Origin of the sequence: Tenacibaculum singaporense, assembly GCF_003867015.1 — a bacterium.
Classification (GTDB): domain Bacteria; phylum Bacteroidota; class Bacteroidia; order Flavobacteriales; family Flavobacteriaceae; genus Polaribacter; species Polaribacter singaporensis.
On the sequence record NZ_CP032548.1, the window covers coordinates 247,915 to 262,821 of the forward strand.

General features: G+C 29.8%; 18 protein-coding genes and 1 pseudogene. 10 read left to right on the forward strand and 9 right to left on the reverse strand.

The genetic code is table 11. The annotated features are described in order from the left end of the window. Nucleotides 1-44: 44 nt before the first annotated feature. Entirely contained in the window at nt 45-1,097 is a 1,053-nt protein-coding gene (locus D6T69_RS01150) for a hypothetical protein (protein WP_125066057.1), read from the reverse strand. A 128-nt stretch (nt 1,098-1,225) separates the two neighbouring features. Here D6T69_RS01150 and D6T69_RS01155 point away from each other — a divergent pair, with 128 nt between their 5' ends. The 4 genes from D6T69_RS01155 (at nt 1,226) to D6T69_RS01170 (ending at nt 6,183) form a co-directional block, all read left to right on the forward strand. Continuing rightward, nucleotides 1,226-1,735, forward strand: a complete 510-nt coding sequence (locus D6T69_RS01155; RefSeq protein ID WP_125066058.1) for an RNA polymerase sigma factor — start codon at nt 1,226-1,228, stop codon at nt 1,733-1,735. A 50-nt stretch (nt 1,736-1,785) separates the two neighbouring features. Next, nucleotides 1,786-2,697, forward strand: coding sequence for a FecR family protein (locus tag D6T69_RS01160; RefSeq protein WP_125066059.1), 912 nt, complete (start codon nt 1,786-1,788; stop codon nt 2,695-2,697). Beyond that, the gene (locus tag D6T69_RS01165) at nt 2,687-5,215 is read left to right on the forward strand and encodes a TonB-dependent receptor (RefSeq protein ID WP_125066060.1); all 2,529 of its coding nucleotides are present in this window, start codon (nt 2,687-2,689) and stop codon (nt 5,213-5,215) included. The genes D6T69_RS01160 and D6T69_RS01165 overlap by 11 nt, the downstream gene beginning before the upstream one ends. Before the next feature lie 95 nt (nt 5,216-5,310). Continuing rightward, a complete protein-coding gene (locus tag D6T69_RS01170) occupies nt 5,311-6,183 on the forward strand; it encodes a cupin-like domain-containing protein (protein WP_125066061.1) in 873 nt (290 codons plus the stop codon). Nucleotides 6,184-6,215: 32 nt separating this feature from the next. On the opposite strand, the gene D6T69_RS01175 is transcribed toward D6T69_RS01170, so the two are convergent. The 6 genes and pseudogenes from D6T69_RS01175 to panB all read right to left on the reverse strand — a co-directional run bounded on the left by D6T69_RS01175 (nt 6,216) and on the right by panB (nt 9,593). Next, on the reverse strand, nt 6,216-6,578 hold the full coding sequence (locus D6T69_RS01175; RefSeq protein WP_125066062.1) for a hypothetical protein: 363 nt from the start codon (nt 6,576-6,578) through the stop codon (nt 6,216-6,218). A gap of 24 nt (nt 6,579-6,602) precedes the next feature. After that, nucleotides 6,603-6,872: a TM2 domain-containing protein gene (locus D6T69_RS01180; RefSeq protein WP_125066063.1), complete on the reverse strand. Its 270-nt coding sequence runs from the start codon at nt 6,870-6,872 to the stop codon at nt 6,603-6,605. Between the two features lie 35 nt (nt 6,873-6,907). Beyond that, nucleotides 6,908-7,299, reverse strand: a pseudogene (locus tag D6T69_RS01185) (VOC family protein). A 1-nt stretch (nt 7,300) separates the two neighbouring features. Next, on the reverse strand, nt 7,301-7,759 hold the full coding sequence (locus D6T69_RS01190) for a DUF1801 domain-containing protein (RefSeq protein WP_125066064.1): 459 nt from the start codon (nt 7,757-7,759) through the stop codon (nt 7,301-7,303). A gap of 24 nt (nt 7,760-7,783) precedes the next feature. Next, complete coding sequence (locus tag D6T69_RS01195; protein ID WP_125066065.1) at nt 7,784-8,722, reverse strand: 2-hydroxyacid dehydrogenase; 939 nt, start codon at nt 8,720-8,722, stop codon at nt 7,784-7,786. A gap of 52 nt (nt 8,723-8,774) precedes the next feature. Further along, nucleotides 8,775-9,593 (reverse strand): 3-methyl-2-oxobutanoate hydroxymethyltransferase, encoded by an 819-nt coding sequence (gene panB / locus D6T69_RS01200; RefSeq protein WP_125066066.1) that lies wholly within the window; start codon nt 9,591-9,593, stop codon nt 8,775-8,777. 166 nt (nt 9,594-9,759) lie between these two features. Here panB and D6T69_RS01205 point away from each other — a divergent pair, with 166 nt between their 5' ends. From D6T69_RS01205 to D6T69_RS01225, 5 genes are all read left to right on the forward strand, one after another. After that, nucleotides 9,760-10,233: a nuclear transport factor 2 family protein gene (locus D6T69_RS01205; RefSeq protein WP_125066067.1), complete on the forward strand. Its 474-nt coding sequence runs from the start codon at nt 9,760-9,762 to the stop codon at nt 10,231-10,233. A 4-nt stretch (nt 10,234-10,237) separates the two neighbouring features. After that, on the forward strand, nt 10,238-11,158 hold the full coding sequence (locus tag D6T69_RS01210; RefSeq protein WP_125066068.1) for a TolB family protein: 921 nt from the start codon (nt 10,238-10,240) through the stop codon (nt 11,156-11,158). 15 nt (nt 11,159-11,173) lie between these two features. After that, the gene (locus tag D6T69_RS01215) at nt 11,174-11,746 is read left to right on the forward strand and encodes a sigma-70 family RNA polymerase sigma factor (RefSeq protein WP_125066069.1); all 573 of its coding nucleotides are present in this window, start codon (nt 11,174-11,176) and stop codon (nt 11,744-11,746) included. 7 nt (nt 11,747-11,753) lie between these two features. Further along, complete coding sequence (locus D6T69_RS01220; protein ID WP_125066070.1) at nt 11,754-12,014, forward strand: hypothetical protein; 261 nt, start codon at nt 11,754-11,756, stop codon at nt 12,012-12,014. Between the two features lie 110 nt (nt 12,015-12,124). Continuing rightward, the gene (locus D6T69_RS01225) at nt 12,125-12,766 is read left to right on the forward strand and encodes an O-methyltransferase (RefSeq protein ID WP_125066071.1); all 642 of its coding nucleotides are present in this window, start codon (nt 12,125-12,127) and stop codon (nt 12,764-12,766) included. A gap of 55 nt (nt 12,767-12,821) precedes the next feature. Here D6T69_RS01225 and D6T69_RS01230 read toward each other — a convergent pair whose 3' ends face one another. Then, the gene (locus tag D6T69_RS01230) at nt 12,822-13,940 is read right to left on the reverse strand and encodes a histidine decarboxylase (protein ID WP_125066072.1); all 1,119 of its coding nucleotides are present in this window, start codon (nt 13,938-13,940) and stop codon (nt 12,822-12,824) included. A 165-nt stretch (nt 13,941-14,105) separates the two neighbouring features. Between D6T69_RS01230 and D6T69_RS01235 the strand changes: the two genes are divergently transcribed. After that, the gene (locus D6T69_RS01235) at nt 14,106-14,570 is read left to right on the forward strand and encodes an Lrp/AsnC family transcriptional regulator (protein ID WP_125066073.1); all 465 of its coding nucleotides are present in this window, start codon (nt 14,106-14,108) and stop codon (nt 14,568-14,570) included. 29 nt (nt 14,571-14,599) lie between these two features. Here the strand turns inward: D6T69_RS01235 and D6T69_RS01240 are convergent, their stop codons facing one another. Further along, nucleotides 14,600-14,881, reverse strand: coding sequence for a Sec-independent protein translocase subunit TatA/TatB (locus tag D6T69_RS01240; RefSeq protein WP_125069124.1), 282 nt, complete (start codon nt 14,879-14,881; stop codon nt 14,600-14,602). Nucleotides 14,882-14,907 lie beyond the last annotated feature (26 nt).

Here is a 14,907-nt window from a genome sequence, read left to right on the forward strand (position 1 = left end):
CCATAAAGTTCCAAAATCAACTAACTTAAAAACCCTTTAATTATTTAGATTTTTCTAAATGTTAACGTTACTGAAGCATCTGTTTTACTCTGTAACGTAACCACTGTACTACTATAAGTCGTTATAATCCAATCGTTACTCAAAGCGCTTAAAGCTGTATTACTTGCAAAATGCATGTTTAAAAATACTTTTATATCTGAACTAACACTATAGGTTCCTTCAATATTTTCTAATGTGGTATTAACCGTATTTCTTGCTACTAACTTTAAATCATTCGTAAATTCTATGGTATACTCTGCATACTCATTTGCTTTGTCTACTCCTGCTTCTATAAAACTTTCTACTTTAAATTTAGACTTGCTGATAATAGACTCTACTTCATCAGCTGCTTCCTCTGCTGTTTCTTCCTCCTCTTCATAAGAAGTACACTCCTCTATTGAATCTTGGAACTCTGCATCACTATTTACTTGTACAGTTGTTCCATTACTTAAGGTTACAGTAATAGGATATTTAACAGAAAAGTATTCATCTGAATTTAAATTAGTCATAAAGTTGTATAATTGCTTTTCTGACTGCACAATAACTGTTCCTGTTTGTTCAATCTTAACATCATATGTTAACATTGTAATAGGAAAACTGATCTCTACACATGAAATTGCTTCTTCCATTGCATTAGAAGCTTCTTCACATTTCGCTTTTAATTCGTTAAAGTCTGATTCTGAAGCTATAGTTAACTCTGTATAGTTACTTAACTTTACCCTAATAGGGAAGTTAAAAACAACAGTGTCATCATCATCATTAAATTCTCCCATTATTCCTAATACTTTCTCATAATCTAAACTACTCACTAAAGTAATTTCTTGACTATTTACAGTAGCCGTTAACGGAAATAATAACTCTGTACATGAATTATTGTCTAAAAAATCATCTTCTGATCCATCATTCATTGCTGTTCTTTCATAATTTTTAGCCGTTTGTGATGTTGAAGAGTTTGCATTTGGATTTGTACCTATTTGTTCATTTTCTTCAGATTGACATGAAGTAAAAATTGTCAGAGTAGTTAATGCTATTATCGTTATTAATTTTATCGTTTTCATCTTAATAAATTTTAATATTTAAACATTTGTTTTTTTGAGCTCTTTCTGTCCTTTAGAAAACTATAAATCGTTTTACCCTACCTTTGTTTTGGATTTTTTTTCTATTTTAACTCTATAAAAGCATTCATATGACTAAAAAATCACTGTGTAATGAAGAAGACTTTAACGAGTTTTATAAAACTAATATTCAATTCGTTACCAACTTTTCATCTTATAAATCTAATGATAAAGATACTGCCCTAGATTTAATACAGGAAGCCTTTTTAAAAATGTGGGAAAAATGTTCAGAAATATCATATGAAAAAGCAAAATCGTACTTATTTACCAGTGTAAACAACCTTTTTTTAAACAAATTAAAGCATGAAAAAGTTGTTTTAAACTATGCTAAAAACGCTCCCTATTTGGATATTAATAACCAAAGTCCAGAATATCTATTAGAAGAAGAAGAATTTAAAACCAAATTAAAAAACGCTATTGAAAATTTAACAGAGGCTGAACGAGAGGTTTTTTTAATGAATAGAATAGACGGTAAAAAATATCGAGAAATTGCTGAGTTACTAAATATCTCGCAAAAAGCCGTTGAAAAAAGAATGTCTTCAGCATTAAAAAAACTAAGATCAAAAATAGAATTGTTATAAAGGTAGGGAAACTTGCTTCTTTATTGTCTAAAAGTTAGTTAAGCACAAAAATGAAAGATGAACAATACATATTAAAATGGTTAAACGGAGAAATCTCCGATGAAGAACTGTCTCTATTAAAGCAAGATAAAAACTTTAAAAATCTTGAAAAAATAGCGCATTACTCTTCTCACATAGAAACTCCTAAAGTGGATATTGAAAAGGCTTTTAAAGAGTTTGAATTGAAAAAAGCTACTACTAAAAAAAGCAAGGTTGTTCCATTAAACTACAAGAACTTTTATAAATATGCTGCCGCAGTTATTGTTTTACTAGTTTCTTCTTATTTCTTACTTTTCAATAATTCAGTAAACTTTAGTACGCAATATGCAGAAACAAAAACCTTTAACTTACCGGACGAATCTGAAGTGATTTTAAATGCAAATTCTACTGTATCATTCAACAAAAAGGATTGGAAAAAGAGCAGAGACATACAACTTAAAGGAGAAGCTTTTTTTAAAGTTAAAAAGGGAAAATCTTTTACCGTTAATACATCTGTTGGAAAAGTTACTGTTTTAGGAACCCAATTTAACGTTAAAGAAAGAAAGAATTATTTTGAAGTAAAAACCTACGAAGGTTTAGTTAGTATAAACTATAACAACTCATTAATTAAATTAGCTAAGGGAAAAATATTTAAGGTTGTAAATGGTAAAATTGACACTTTAAATACTTTTAATATTAATAATAAATCTTGGTTACAAGATGAGTCTAATTTTAAAAGTACTCCTTTACAATTTGTACTAGACGATTTACAAAACCAATATGGTTATGTTATAAAAACTAAGGATGTTAATTTAGAACAACTTTATACAGGTGGTTTTACCCATAAAGACATAAATGTAGCTTTGCAAGCTGTTACAATTCCTTTACAGTTATCATATAAAATAGAAGAAAAAAACATTACTATTTACAAGAATGGTCAATAAAAAAACTACTTTTTTATTTCTCTTCCTATTTTCCTTTGCTATCAAAGCACAGGACATTATTACCAAAACTTTACTGAAAGATGTCTTAGTTGAAATTGAAAAAAAGCATCAGGTAACTTTTACTTATTCCGATAAGGATTTAGAAAGTGTATACATTGCAAAACCTGATGATAACTTATCATTATCTGAAACTATAAACTACTTAGAGTCTGTTACTATCTTTAATTTTAAAGTTTTAGATAATCGGTTTATTACTGTATCATACTTAAAAAAGAAAATTCCTGTTTGTGGAACAATAGTAGACAGTAATACACTTGAACCATTGGTTTTAGCTACCATTTTAGTTAATAATACTAGTAATGGAACTACATCTAATACTAACGGTAAATTCAATATCAACTCAGTTCCTGCAAATGCAAACATTACTATTTCTTATGTTGGATACAAACCTATTATACTACCGGCCAAAGATTTATTCTCTCAAAACTTGTGTAAAGAAATATATCTAGAAAGTTTGTCAGAAGAGTTATCAGAAGTAATTATTTCTAACTTTTTAACTACTGGTCTCCAAAAAAACATTGATGGAAGCACTGTTTTAAAAACTAAAAAATTCGGAATTCTTCCAGGGTTAATAGAACCAGACATTTTAAAAACGATTAAAGTACTTCCTGGTGTAGAAAGTGTGAATGAAAGTGTATCGAACATTAATGTGCGAGGTGGAACAAACGATCAAAACTTAATGCTTTGGGATGGAATTAAGATGTACCACACGAGTCATTTTTTTGGTTTAATTTCTGCATATAACCCATATTTAACAGAAAAAGCGACAGTAACCAAAAATGGTACTAGCACAAAGTTTAGTGATGGTGTTTCCAGTACCGTCAACATGCAAACCAACAACAAAATTACTGACACATTCTCTGGAGGTGCTGGTTTTAATTTGCTAAGTGCAGACGCTTTTTTACAGGCTCCTATAACTAAAAAGCTAGGAATTCATGCTTCAGCAAGGAGATCTTATACAGATTTTTTTGATACCCCAACCTACGACAAATATTTTAGCAGAAGTTTTCAAGAAAACTCTATAGCTTCCAATAAAGAAAATGAAGCCTCTACTGATTTCTACTTCTATGATTACTCTTTTAAAGTGTTATATGACATCAATAAAAATCATTCATTAAGAGCTAATTTAATAAGTATAAAAAACAACTTAGAATACACAGAAGAATATACAAACAATGGTTCAACAGTAGAAGAAAACAGTAATTTAAAACAAGAGAATCTTGGAGCTAATATTAGCTGGAATGCCAATTGGTCGCCTAAATTTTCTACAGAATTCTCTACTTTTATTTCTGATTATACAATAAATTCATCAGACTTTAACAGAGAGACTGATCAATTTCAAACTCAATTTAACAAGGTTTTAGAGTCTGAAATTAGGCTTATTACTAATCATCATTTTTCAGATGTTTTTCAACTTACAAACGGTGCTGTTTTCAATGAAATAGGTGTTGCCAACAAAACAACGGTTAATGCTCCTACATTTTCCAAATCTGTAAAAGAAGTTTTACTTAAATCTGCTCTTTTTTCTGAGCTAGTTTATCGTAAGAATAACACTTATGCTAGAGTAGGTTTTCGTGCTAATTATTTTCACGATTTTAATAAACTTATCATAGAACCAAGGATTAACTTAAGACAACAACTTTATAATAGTCTATTTTTAAAATTAGAAGGAGAGTTTAAAAATCAAACAACTGCACAGAAGATAGATTTTCAAGATAACTTTTTAGGTATAGAAAAAAGAAGATGGATTTTGGCTGACAATGATAAAACGCCTATTATTAAAAGTAAACAAGTATCTTTTGGAGCAGAGTATTCAAAAAACAACCTACAAATAGATCTTACTGGATTTTATAAGTTTGTTAATGGTATTACTGTTGCCAATCAAGGTTTTTATAACAATGTTCAAACACTAAATTCTATAGGGGACTATAAGATAAAAGGTGTTGAATTTTTAATTAATAAAAAAACTGAAAAATTTAGCAGTTGGTTGAGTTACACCTTTGCTGAAAATAATTATACATTTAAAACTTTTACACCTGATACTTTTCCTAGTAGTTTAGATATTACACACTCTTTTAGTAGTGCTATTAACTATAACATTACCAATAATTTTAAGCTCTCTTTAGGTGCTATTTTACGTTCGGGCACACCATATACAAAACCTGTAAAAGACAATGAAACCATTCAAGATGGTAATAGAGTTATTGTAAATTATGATACTCCAAATAAAGAAAGACATTCTAATTTCTTCAGAATTAATGCTTCTGGAAGTTATAATTTTAACCTTTCAAAAAATCTAAAATCAACTATAAGAGTTGGCTTCACTAATATTAGCAATAGAAAAAATATTATAAATACCTATTATGTTGTTGATGAAAACAATACTGATAATGCTAAGGAGATAAATACTTACGCATTACCCTTTACACCAAATATTAGTTTTAGAGTTAATTTTTAAAACCCACTCATAATCTGGCTTAATTTTTTAACATTATTAACTCAAAAAAACATCATAACATTTTCTTAACTTTGCTTCTCGAAAAAATTGAATGTATGGGATTACAGTTGCAACAAATAGACAGAGTAGAAACCATTACTAAAGAAGACTTTATTAAAAATTACTTCAAGCCTCAAAAACCTGTAGTTATTGAGCGTTTTATTGAAGATTGGCCAGCATATTCTAAATGGTCTTTAGATTATATGAAAGAAGTAGCAGGCGATAAAACAGTTCCTTTATATGATGATAGACCTGTAGATTATAAAGACGGTTTTAATGAACCTCACGCAACCATGAAAATGAGTGAATATGTAGATTTACTAAAACGTGAACCTACTAAGTTCAGAATTTTCTTATGGAATATTTTAAAGGAAGTACCTCAGTTACAAAAAGATTTTACTTTTCCTGATTTTGGTTTGCGCTTAATGAAAGGATTACCAATGCTATTCTTTGGCGGACGAGATTCTTATACTTTTATGCATTATGATATTGATTTAGCTAATATTTTCCACTTTCATTTTGAAGGGAAAAAGAGATGTATTTTGTTTGATCAAAAACAGAATAAGTTCTTGTATAAAATTCCTCATTCATTAATTACTCGTGAAGACATTGATTTTAATGATCCTGATTTTGAAAAGTGGCCCGCACTAAAAAATGCTAAAGGTCACATTGCTGAGCTTGAACATGGTAACGTATTGTATATGCCTGAAGGTTATTGGCACTATATGCGTTATGTTACCCCTGGTTTTTCAATGAGTTTACGTGCTATTGCTCGTAACCCTAAAAATTTAGGAAAGGCTGTTTATAATGTTTTTGTTATGCGTACAATAGATAATGTTATGCGTCGTATTAAAGGTCAAAAATGGATTGACTGGAAAAACGAACAGGCTATTGTTAGAACCAATAAAGCAAATAATATTGCATCATAAAAAAAGCGCCAATAGGCGCTTTTCTTTTATCTTTATTTTCCAAAGAGTCTTTGAAAAAAACTTTTAGTTTTGGTTTTAGTTTCTTGAAATTCTTCGTTTGCATCTTCTGCAAAATCAACGATATGTTCACTCGCCTCTCCTGCCACTTCTGAAGCTTTTTCAGTGATATTTTCTAACACTTCTTTGGCTTCGTTCGTTAATTCGTTTGCTTTTTCCTTAGCTTTTTGAATTGATTCATCGGAAATAATTTCTTCAACTTTTTCTTTTACATCTTCTACTATATCTACCAAGTGTTCGCCTGTTTCTCCAGCCAACTCACTAGCTTTCTCCGTTATGTTATCCATAACTTCTTTAGCCTTATCTAAGTTATCCTTTGTATTTTTAGTATCAGACATAGTATAAATATTAAGAAAGAACGTTTAGAACCAACCTCTATGGTTAACTTGGTAAATTTCTACAAACTCTTCATCAGATTTTGTTAAATAGATGATTCCTTCAATAAAAGGAATAATTCCTGCGAAACCACAAGTTATAAAAGTAGCTATTAGCTGTATAATTCCTTCTTTAGTATACCCTAATACAAATTTATGTATTCCTAAATATCCAAAAATTAAACCTAAAACACCAGCAATAATTCTTTTACTTTCTTGATTAGGAACAGTATTCCCATTTTCATCAATTACATTCATTTTTTTATTTTTTTATTTATTAGACGGTGCTAAATTTATAAAAAAGCTTCGTCTTTTGGCTCCCATAACTCAATTTTATTTCCGTCTAAATCTACAATCCATCCAAACTTTCCATAATCATACTCCTCTATTTTATCCATTACTGTAACTCCTTTTTCTTTCAACTCTTCTAACAACTCTACTAAGTTTTCTACTCGGTAATTGAACATAAAATCTTTTCTAGAGGGTTCAAAATAATTAGTGTCTTTACTAAACGGACTCCATTGAGTAGATGCCTTTTTACCTTCGTTATCCTTCCACCAAAACGTACATCCCCAATCATCAGTATTAAAACCTAAGTTATTTTTATACCAGTCTTTCGTTGCTTTCGGGTCTTCTGTTTTAAAAAAACTCCTCCTATTCCTATTACTTTACCTTTTTTCTTCATTTTATTTCTTTTTTACAGCTGATTCGTAGATAGAAATCCATTCATCTACAGTCATTTTTGTACATAATTCTGCTATTAATTCATACGGAATATCATCCAGCTTTTTAAAACGAATACAGCTTTTTCCCATATCTAATTTCCTTTTTGAATACTTAGGATATTCTGCCACAAACCAATCATATAACTCTTTTTTAGCATAAATTCCGCTATGATATAGATTTATTGAGTTTTTTTGTGAAGCTAAATTCATAAAAGGAAGGGGTAACTTTGGATTACAATGATAACCTTCGGGATATTTTGAATGTGGAACATAATACCCAATCATATTATAATTGATTCCTTCTTCAAATCCTTTAGGTAGGTTTTCCTTAATAAGATTACGAAGCTTTTGTAAAACTTCTTGTCGTTCTTCAGGGACTTGAGAAATATATTCTTCTACTGTAGCTGCTTCATATTTCATGTTACATGATTTTGAAGCATCAAGTTAACAAAATTTTTCTTTAATTTTATCTACAATAGTCTGCGCTAACTTTTCTTTACTTTCTATGGTCCAACCAGCAACATGAGGAGAAAGCAACACATTTTCTGCTTTTATTAAATACTTAAATGCCTCGGGCATTTCTTGGTTTGTAAATAGGTTTTCAAACGATTTTTTCTCATACTCCAATACATCCAATCCTGCTCCTAAAACTTTTCCTGATTGTAAGCCTACTACTAAATCTTTTGTTACTACTGATTTTCCTCTAGCTGTATTTAACAACCAAAATGGTTTTTCAAAACCATTAATAAAACCTGAATTAACCATATTCATCGTCAATTTTGTTTGTGGAGTATGTAAACTTAAAACATCAGCTCTTTTTTGAAGTTCTTCTAAAGAAACTTGTTGAGCATTTTCATCATCTACACCTAGTTTAATATCGTAGCAGATTACTTCTACATCAAATCCTCTAAGTTTTTTGGCAAAGGCTTTCCCCATATTACCATAACCGATGATTCCAACAGTTTTTCCATCCAACTCTACACCTCTGTTTTCTTCTCGTAACCATTTACCTTCTCGTACCTCTTTATCTGCTTTATTAAGCTTGTTAAACAAAGAAAGTAACATTCCTAACGTATGCTCTCCTACTGCATTTCGATTTCCTTCTGGTGCTGATATTAAGTGTACTCCTTTCTTTTCAGCATAATCACAATCAATGTTTTCTAATCCAGCTCCTACTCGTCCTATAAATTTAAGGTTTGTTGCTTTATCTAAAAATTGTTTATCAATGGTAAATCGACTACGAATAACAACTCCATCATACAAATGAATTTTAGCTTCAATTTCTGATTTTGAAGAGGTATAATCTTCATAGTTTTCAAAACCTAAATTCTTTAGTTTATTTATTAACAGAGAGTGATTAGTGTCTAAATGAAGTATTTTCATTTTAAAAATATAATCTTAAACAAAAAAGTCTCCCAAAAGGAAGACTTTTATATTAATATTGTTCTTCTTCGTTTGGAAAGTCTTGACTTTTTACATCAGCAATATACTGTTCAAATGCATTTGTCATTCCAGTATATAAATCCAAGTACCTACGTAAAAAACGAGGGTTAAACTCATGTGTCATTCCTAACATATCGTGAGTTACCAATACTTGTCCATCTACACCAGCTCCTGCTCCAATTCCTATCACTGGAATTGTTAAAGATTCAGCAACTTTTTGTGCTAACTTGGCTGGAACTTTTTCTAATACAATGGCAAAACATCCTAGTTTTTCTAACATTAAAGCATCTTTCATTAACTTTTCTGCTTCCTCCTCCTCTTTTGCTCTTACTGTATAAGTTCCGAACTTATAAATAGATTGTGGTGTTAATCCTAAATGTCCCATTACAGGAATACCTGCATTTAAAATTCGTTTGATAGAGTCTTTTATCTCTTTACCTCCTTCTAATTTTATTGAATGCGCACCACTTTCTTTCATTATTCGAATAGCTGAGCGTAGTGCCTCTTTAGGGTCTGATTGATAACTACCAAATGGTAAGTCTACAACTACTAGACAACGATCAATTCCTCTTACTACAGAACTTGCATGATATATCATTTGATCTAATGTAATAGGTAATGTAGTTTCATGACCAGCCATTACATTTGATGCTGAATCTCCCACTAAAATTACATCTATTCCTGCACCATCTACAATTTTTGCCATGGTATAGTCGTAAGCTGTAAGCATTGAGATTTTCTCTCCATTGGCTTTCATTTCAACAAGAGATTTAGTGGTAATTCTTTTATATTGTTTTTTTGCTACTGACATTTCTTTTGTTTTATGGATTGTAAAAATACATAATTATTCAATGGTTTTATTTATTCTAGACTTCTAAGCATTTTGTTTTTTACTTTTTTAGCCTAGTTAATCTTCTGTTAATTAAACTTTATCCGCTTATTTTTTTAATAGTTTTACCTAGCTAAACTAAACTAACATGCAAAAGATATTTACTTTATTAATCGTTTTTGTTCTTACAACTGTTGTGAGTGCTCAAGAAAACTCAGAAAAAAAAGCTATAAAAAAAACCATTGAAACCTTTTTTGATGGGTTACATAAAGGTGACAGTACACTTGTAAGTTCTACACTTAATTCTACTGTTAAAATTCAAACTACCTTTACCAACAAAGAGGGTAAAAATGTTTTGGTTACCGAAAGTAAGACCAAACTACTTACCAATATTGCTAATAAAAAACCTGAACATACTTATTTAGAAAAACTAATATCATGGGATATTAAAATTGATGGTAATTTGGCTTCTGTTTGGACACCTTATGAGTTTTACCTAAACGAAAAGTTTAGTCATTGTGGAGCAAATTCTTTTCAGCTTTTCAATAATAATGGAAAATGGAAAATCATATACTTAGTTGATATGAGACGTAGAGCTAATTGTAAAGTTCTTAAACAGTAGTTTTATGAAAAAAGTTGGATTTCTTTTTTTATTTATTTCCTGTTTTGGTTTTGCGCAAAAACCCGAATTATTCTTACCTCAGTTATTTAGTGAATTACCAAATGTTAGGGATTTTTCAATGAATAAAAATCAAAATGAGTTTTATTTTACTGTTGAAAGTTATTTGAAAGAGTACTCTTTTATTGCTTATTCAAAAAAAATAAATGGAAAATGGTTAGAACCTAAAGTTGTTAATTTTTCTGGTCAATATAAAGACTTAGAACCTTTTTTATCTCCTGACGGACTGAAACTTTTCTTTGCATCTAACAGAAAAAATAATGACTCTGGAGAGGTTAAAAAAGATATGGATATTTGGTATGTAACACGAAAGTCTTTTTCTCATGATTGGTCTGAACCTATAAATATTGGTTCTCCAGTTAATACTTCTGCCAATGAGTTTTATCCTTCAGTAACAGAAAAAGGTGATTTATTCTTCACAGCAGAATATGAAAATTCTAAAGGTAAAGAAGATATTTATGTAAGTAGGCTTGTCGGTGGAAAATATACTACGCCTGTTTCTCTTGGCTCTGGAGTAAACTCTGAAAAATATGAGTTTAATGCTTTCGTAGCACCTGATGAAAGTTTTATAATTTTTACTTCGTATGGCAGGAAGGATGATTTAGGCAGAGGAGATCTGTACATTAGTAAAAAAGGGAGTAATAATGAATGGCTTCCAGCAGAACATTTAATAAATCTTAATTCAAAAAAGTTGGATTACTGCCCTTTTGTAGACCTTACCAGTAATAAAATTTACTATACAACTAGCAAAAGTAAAATCTCAAATAAATTAAATAAAAAGAAAAACTTTAAAGAAATAATTGATTTTATTAAAAACACCCCTAATGGGTTAAGTAGAGTTTACGTTACTCATTTCACCAAAAAATAACTTATCTTTGATTTAATGAATCTAACAAATCCTTCAAATACTTTATCTCCTGATAAGTGGGTAGACAATTATGCTGATTACTTGTTTAATTATGCTATTGTGCGTGTAAACAACTCCAATGTTGCTAAAGATTTAGTGCAAGAAACGTTTTTAGCTGGGTTAAAGTCTGCCAAGAATTTTGAAGGAAAGTCTACAGAACGAACATGGTTGGTTTCAATTTTAAAAAGAAAAATAATAGATTACTATCGAAAAATAAACTCAAAAAAAGGACAAGCTGAAGTGCGAATGAGTTTTTATGACAGTGGTGAAAACGAAGGTAGCTGGATTGAAGAACGAGTACCACAAACTTGGGGTAACGATGCTGATAAAGATATTGAAAATGAAGAATTAAAAAATCAGTTAGACGAGTGCATTGATAAGCTTCCAGAAAAATACGCTATGGTTTTTAAAATGAAAACCATACAACAGTTTGAAACTGAAGATATTTGTAAGGAGCTAAACATTTCTCCGTCAAACCTATGGGTTATCATTCATAGAGCACGAACACAATTAAGAAGCTGTATGGAAAAAAACTGGTTTAATAAGTAAAGATACAATGTTCAAATTTTTTAAAATTACATGTGATGAAGCAACAACCATCTGCGACAAAAGTCAATATGGAGAAGCTTCAGTATATGAAAAATTACAACTTAATTGGCATTTGTTGGTATGTAAAGTATGTGCTTTATACTCTAAACAAAACAAAAGAATGTCACAAATTTTGAAAGTAAAAACTAATAACTGTAATAAAAATAAAGTTTGCTTGTCAAGCAAAGACAAGGAAGAATTAAAAGAACAATTAAGTAAACTTAATTAGACAATTTTGGTTTTTTTAAAACCATTTTTTGATTTTTTGTTAGATTGAAACGGAATTTATTATAGTGATAAATTCCGTTTTTTTAATTTTGCGCATTAAAAACAACCCGCATGCACTTTTTACCTGAAGAATTAGATAATTATGTTGTTAAACATTCTCAAGCTGAACCAAAAATACTACAAGAGTTAAGTAGAGAAACTTGGCAAAAGGTTTTAAACCCTCGTATGTTAAGTGGAGCCTTTCAAGGAAGGGTTTTATCTATGATTTCAAAACTAATTCAACCTAAATCAATTTTAGAGATAGGTACATATACTGGGTATTCTGCTTTATGTTTAGCAGAAGGTTTGCCTAAAGACGGTATGCTTTATACAGTTGATAAAAATGAAGAATTAGAGGAGCTTCAACACAAATATTTTCAAAAATCTGACTATAAAAACCAAATAACACAGTATGTTGGTAACGCTTTAGATATTATTCCTTCTATTGACTCTAAATTTGATTTAGTGTTTATAGATGCTGATAAATCAAATTATGTAAATTATTTTCATTTGATCATTGATAAAATGAATAAAGGAGGCGTTATTTTATCTGATAATGTACTGTGGAGTGGAAAAGTTGTTGAGGAGCTAGATCCTAAGGATATTGACACTAAAATTCTTTTAGATTATAATAGACTTTTAAATGAAGATGATCGCTTAGAAACCGTTTTATTACCCATACGGGACGGTTTAACAATTAGTAGAGTCCTATAAAAAACAAAAGCAAACCTTAAGGTTTGCTTTTTTACTTTATGGTTGCGATATAGATTTAATTATGAGTTAATCTTTCAGCAATAAATAACTCCTTTGTATAGTCTTCTAAAAATGCATCTATTTGACATTTTTCTATACCAGGAACACAGATAATATGGGCCATATCATTCTCTGAAGCCAATTGATATTTCTTACACAAAGCATTAGATGGTTTTTCTAACACCACTGTAAGTGCTTCATTATTTCTCCATGCATTAACTCCTATCTCTCTTAATTTCATCTCTGTATATGCCGCAAGCTCTTGTGACTTTCTTGCTCTAGCTATCAATCCTTCTTTTCCGTGCTTTTCTATAAAAGCCCATAAGAGTAAAGGTGTCAGTCCATTTCTTGAACCTGTAATCGTGGTATCTAAGGTTCCTACATACGAAACCGAATTTACGATTCTATTTCTATGTTTACGCTTTGCTAAAACTATTCCACAAGGTATCGGTCCACCAATAAATTTATGTCCAGATATCGAAATACTATCAATTCCTTCGGCAAAGTCGAACTTTGGCTTAGGATCTACAAAAGGGGCAATACATCCTAAAAACGCTGCGTCACAATGGATATAATAATCTTTAATAGCGTACTTTTTTATAATCCCTTTAATTTTATCTAAATCATCTACAGCTTCAGTCATTGTTGTACCTATATTTAAAAAGAAAATTGCTGGTTTATCTCTATGAAGTGTTATTAGACTTTCTAAATCATCATAATCAATCTCTCCATTGTCTTGGCTTCTTACCACAATATTTTTTAAATTTAGTAAGTGTAAGTTCTTTTTAACACTATAATGTGTAGACTCACTATAATATACTACTGGATTATTAAAACTTTCTCTTGCTAAATACAAACCATAAAGATTTCCTTCTGTACCTCCGTTGGTAACATATCCCCATACATCATTAGTTGAAGAGGATAATATATCAGCAAAAAAACTAATAACTTCCCTTTCTACATCTTTAGTGTCTATTGATAAGGTTGAAGGTGACTCTGGATCCCCTACATTATTAATACATAAATTTAAAAAAGGCGCAAATTCGCTATAGTTAAAATCTTTGGCTAAAGGATAACCTAAAAAGTTAGATGAAGCCTCACTAATTCTATCATAAATTTCTTTTATTCTACTCATATTTACCTAGTTTAAACATTATTAAATCACTTAACAAATATACTTCTAAAGAACAAAAAACTATTTAATGTGTTTAAATAGAGAAAAAACAACTATTTTTAAAAATAAAACAGGAATAAAACCTATTTACAATATTGAAAATATTTTAAAACAGAAAAACTTACCATGGATCAGTTAGATAATGTAGATAAAAAACTATTAGAAGAGTTACAAAAGGACTGTAAACAATCTATAAAACAACTAGCAAGCAAAGTAAATCTTTCTATTACTCCAACTCATGAACGAATAAAAAAGATGGAAGTAAATGGAATTATAGATAAATATGTTGCTTTATTAAACTTAGAGACTATTGACAAAAGTTTAATAGTATATTGCCAAGTAACTCTTGTTAAACATCAAGAAACAGCTTTTAAAGAATTTGAAGATTATATGTCCAAAATAGATGAAATAGTAGAAGTATCTTACATAGCTGGAGTCTACGATTTTTTATTAAAGGTTGTTTTAAAAGACATGAATGAATATCAGGATTTTGTATTAAAAAAATTATCACAATTAGAAGTTATTTCTAACATTCAAAGTTCTTTTGTTATGAAACAGGTAAAAAACACTACAAAAATAAAAATGGTGTAGTTTGAAAACTACACCATTTTTATTTTTTCTTAACGATTCCTTTTTATAGGACCAGTAAAATCGTCAATATTGTCTTTTACTTCGTTTACTTCTTTATTAATATCTCTTACAAAATCTGTATCTATACCTTGCTTTTTGGCACTATCATTAATCTCTTTTTTAATGTCGTTCGTCGCATCCTTAATTTGACGCATACCTTTCCCCAGCCCTCTTGCTATTTCTGGAATTTTATCTGCTCCAAATAACATGACAACTATTAACAAGATTACAAAAATCTCAGGACCTCCAATAAATAAAAATGTTCCATTCATCACTGCAAAGATAATTAAATTCAATC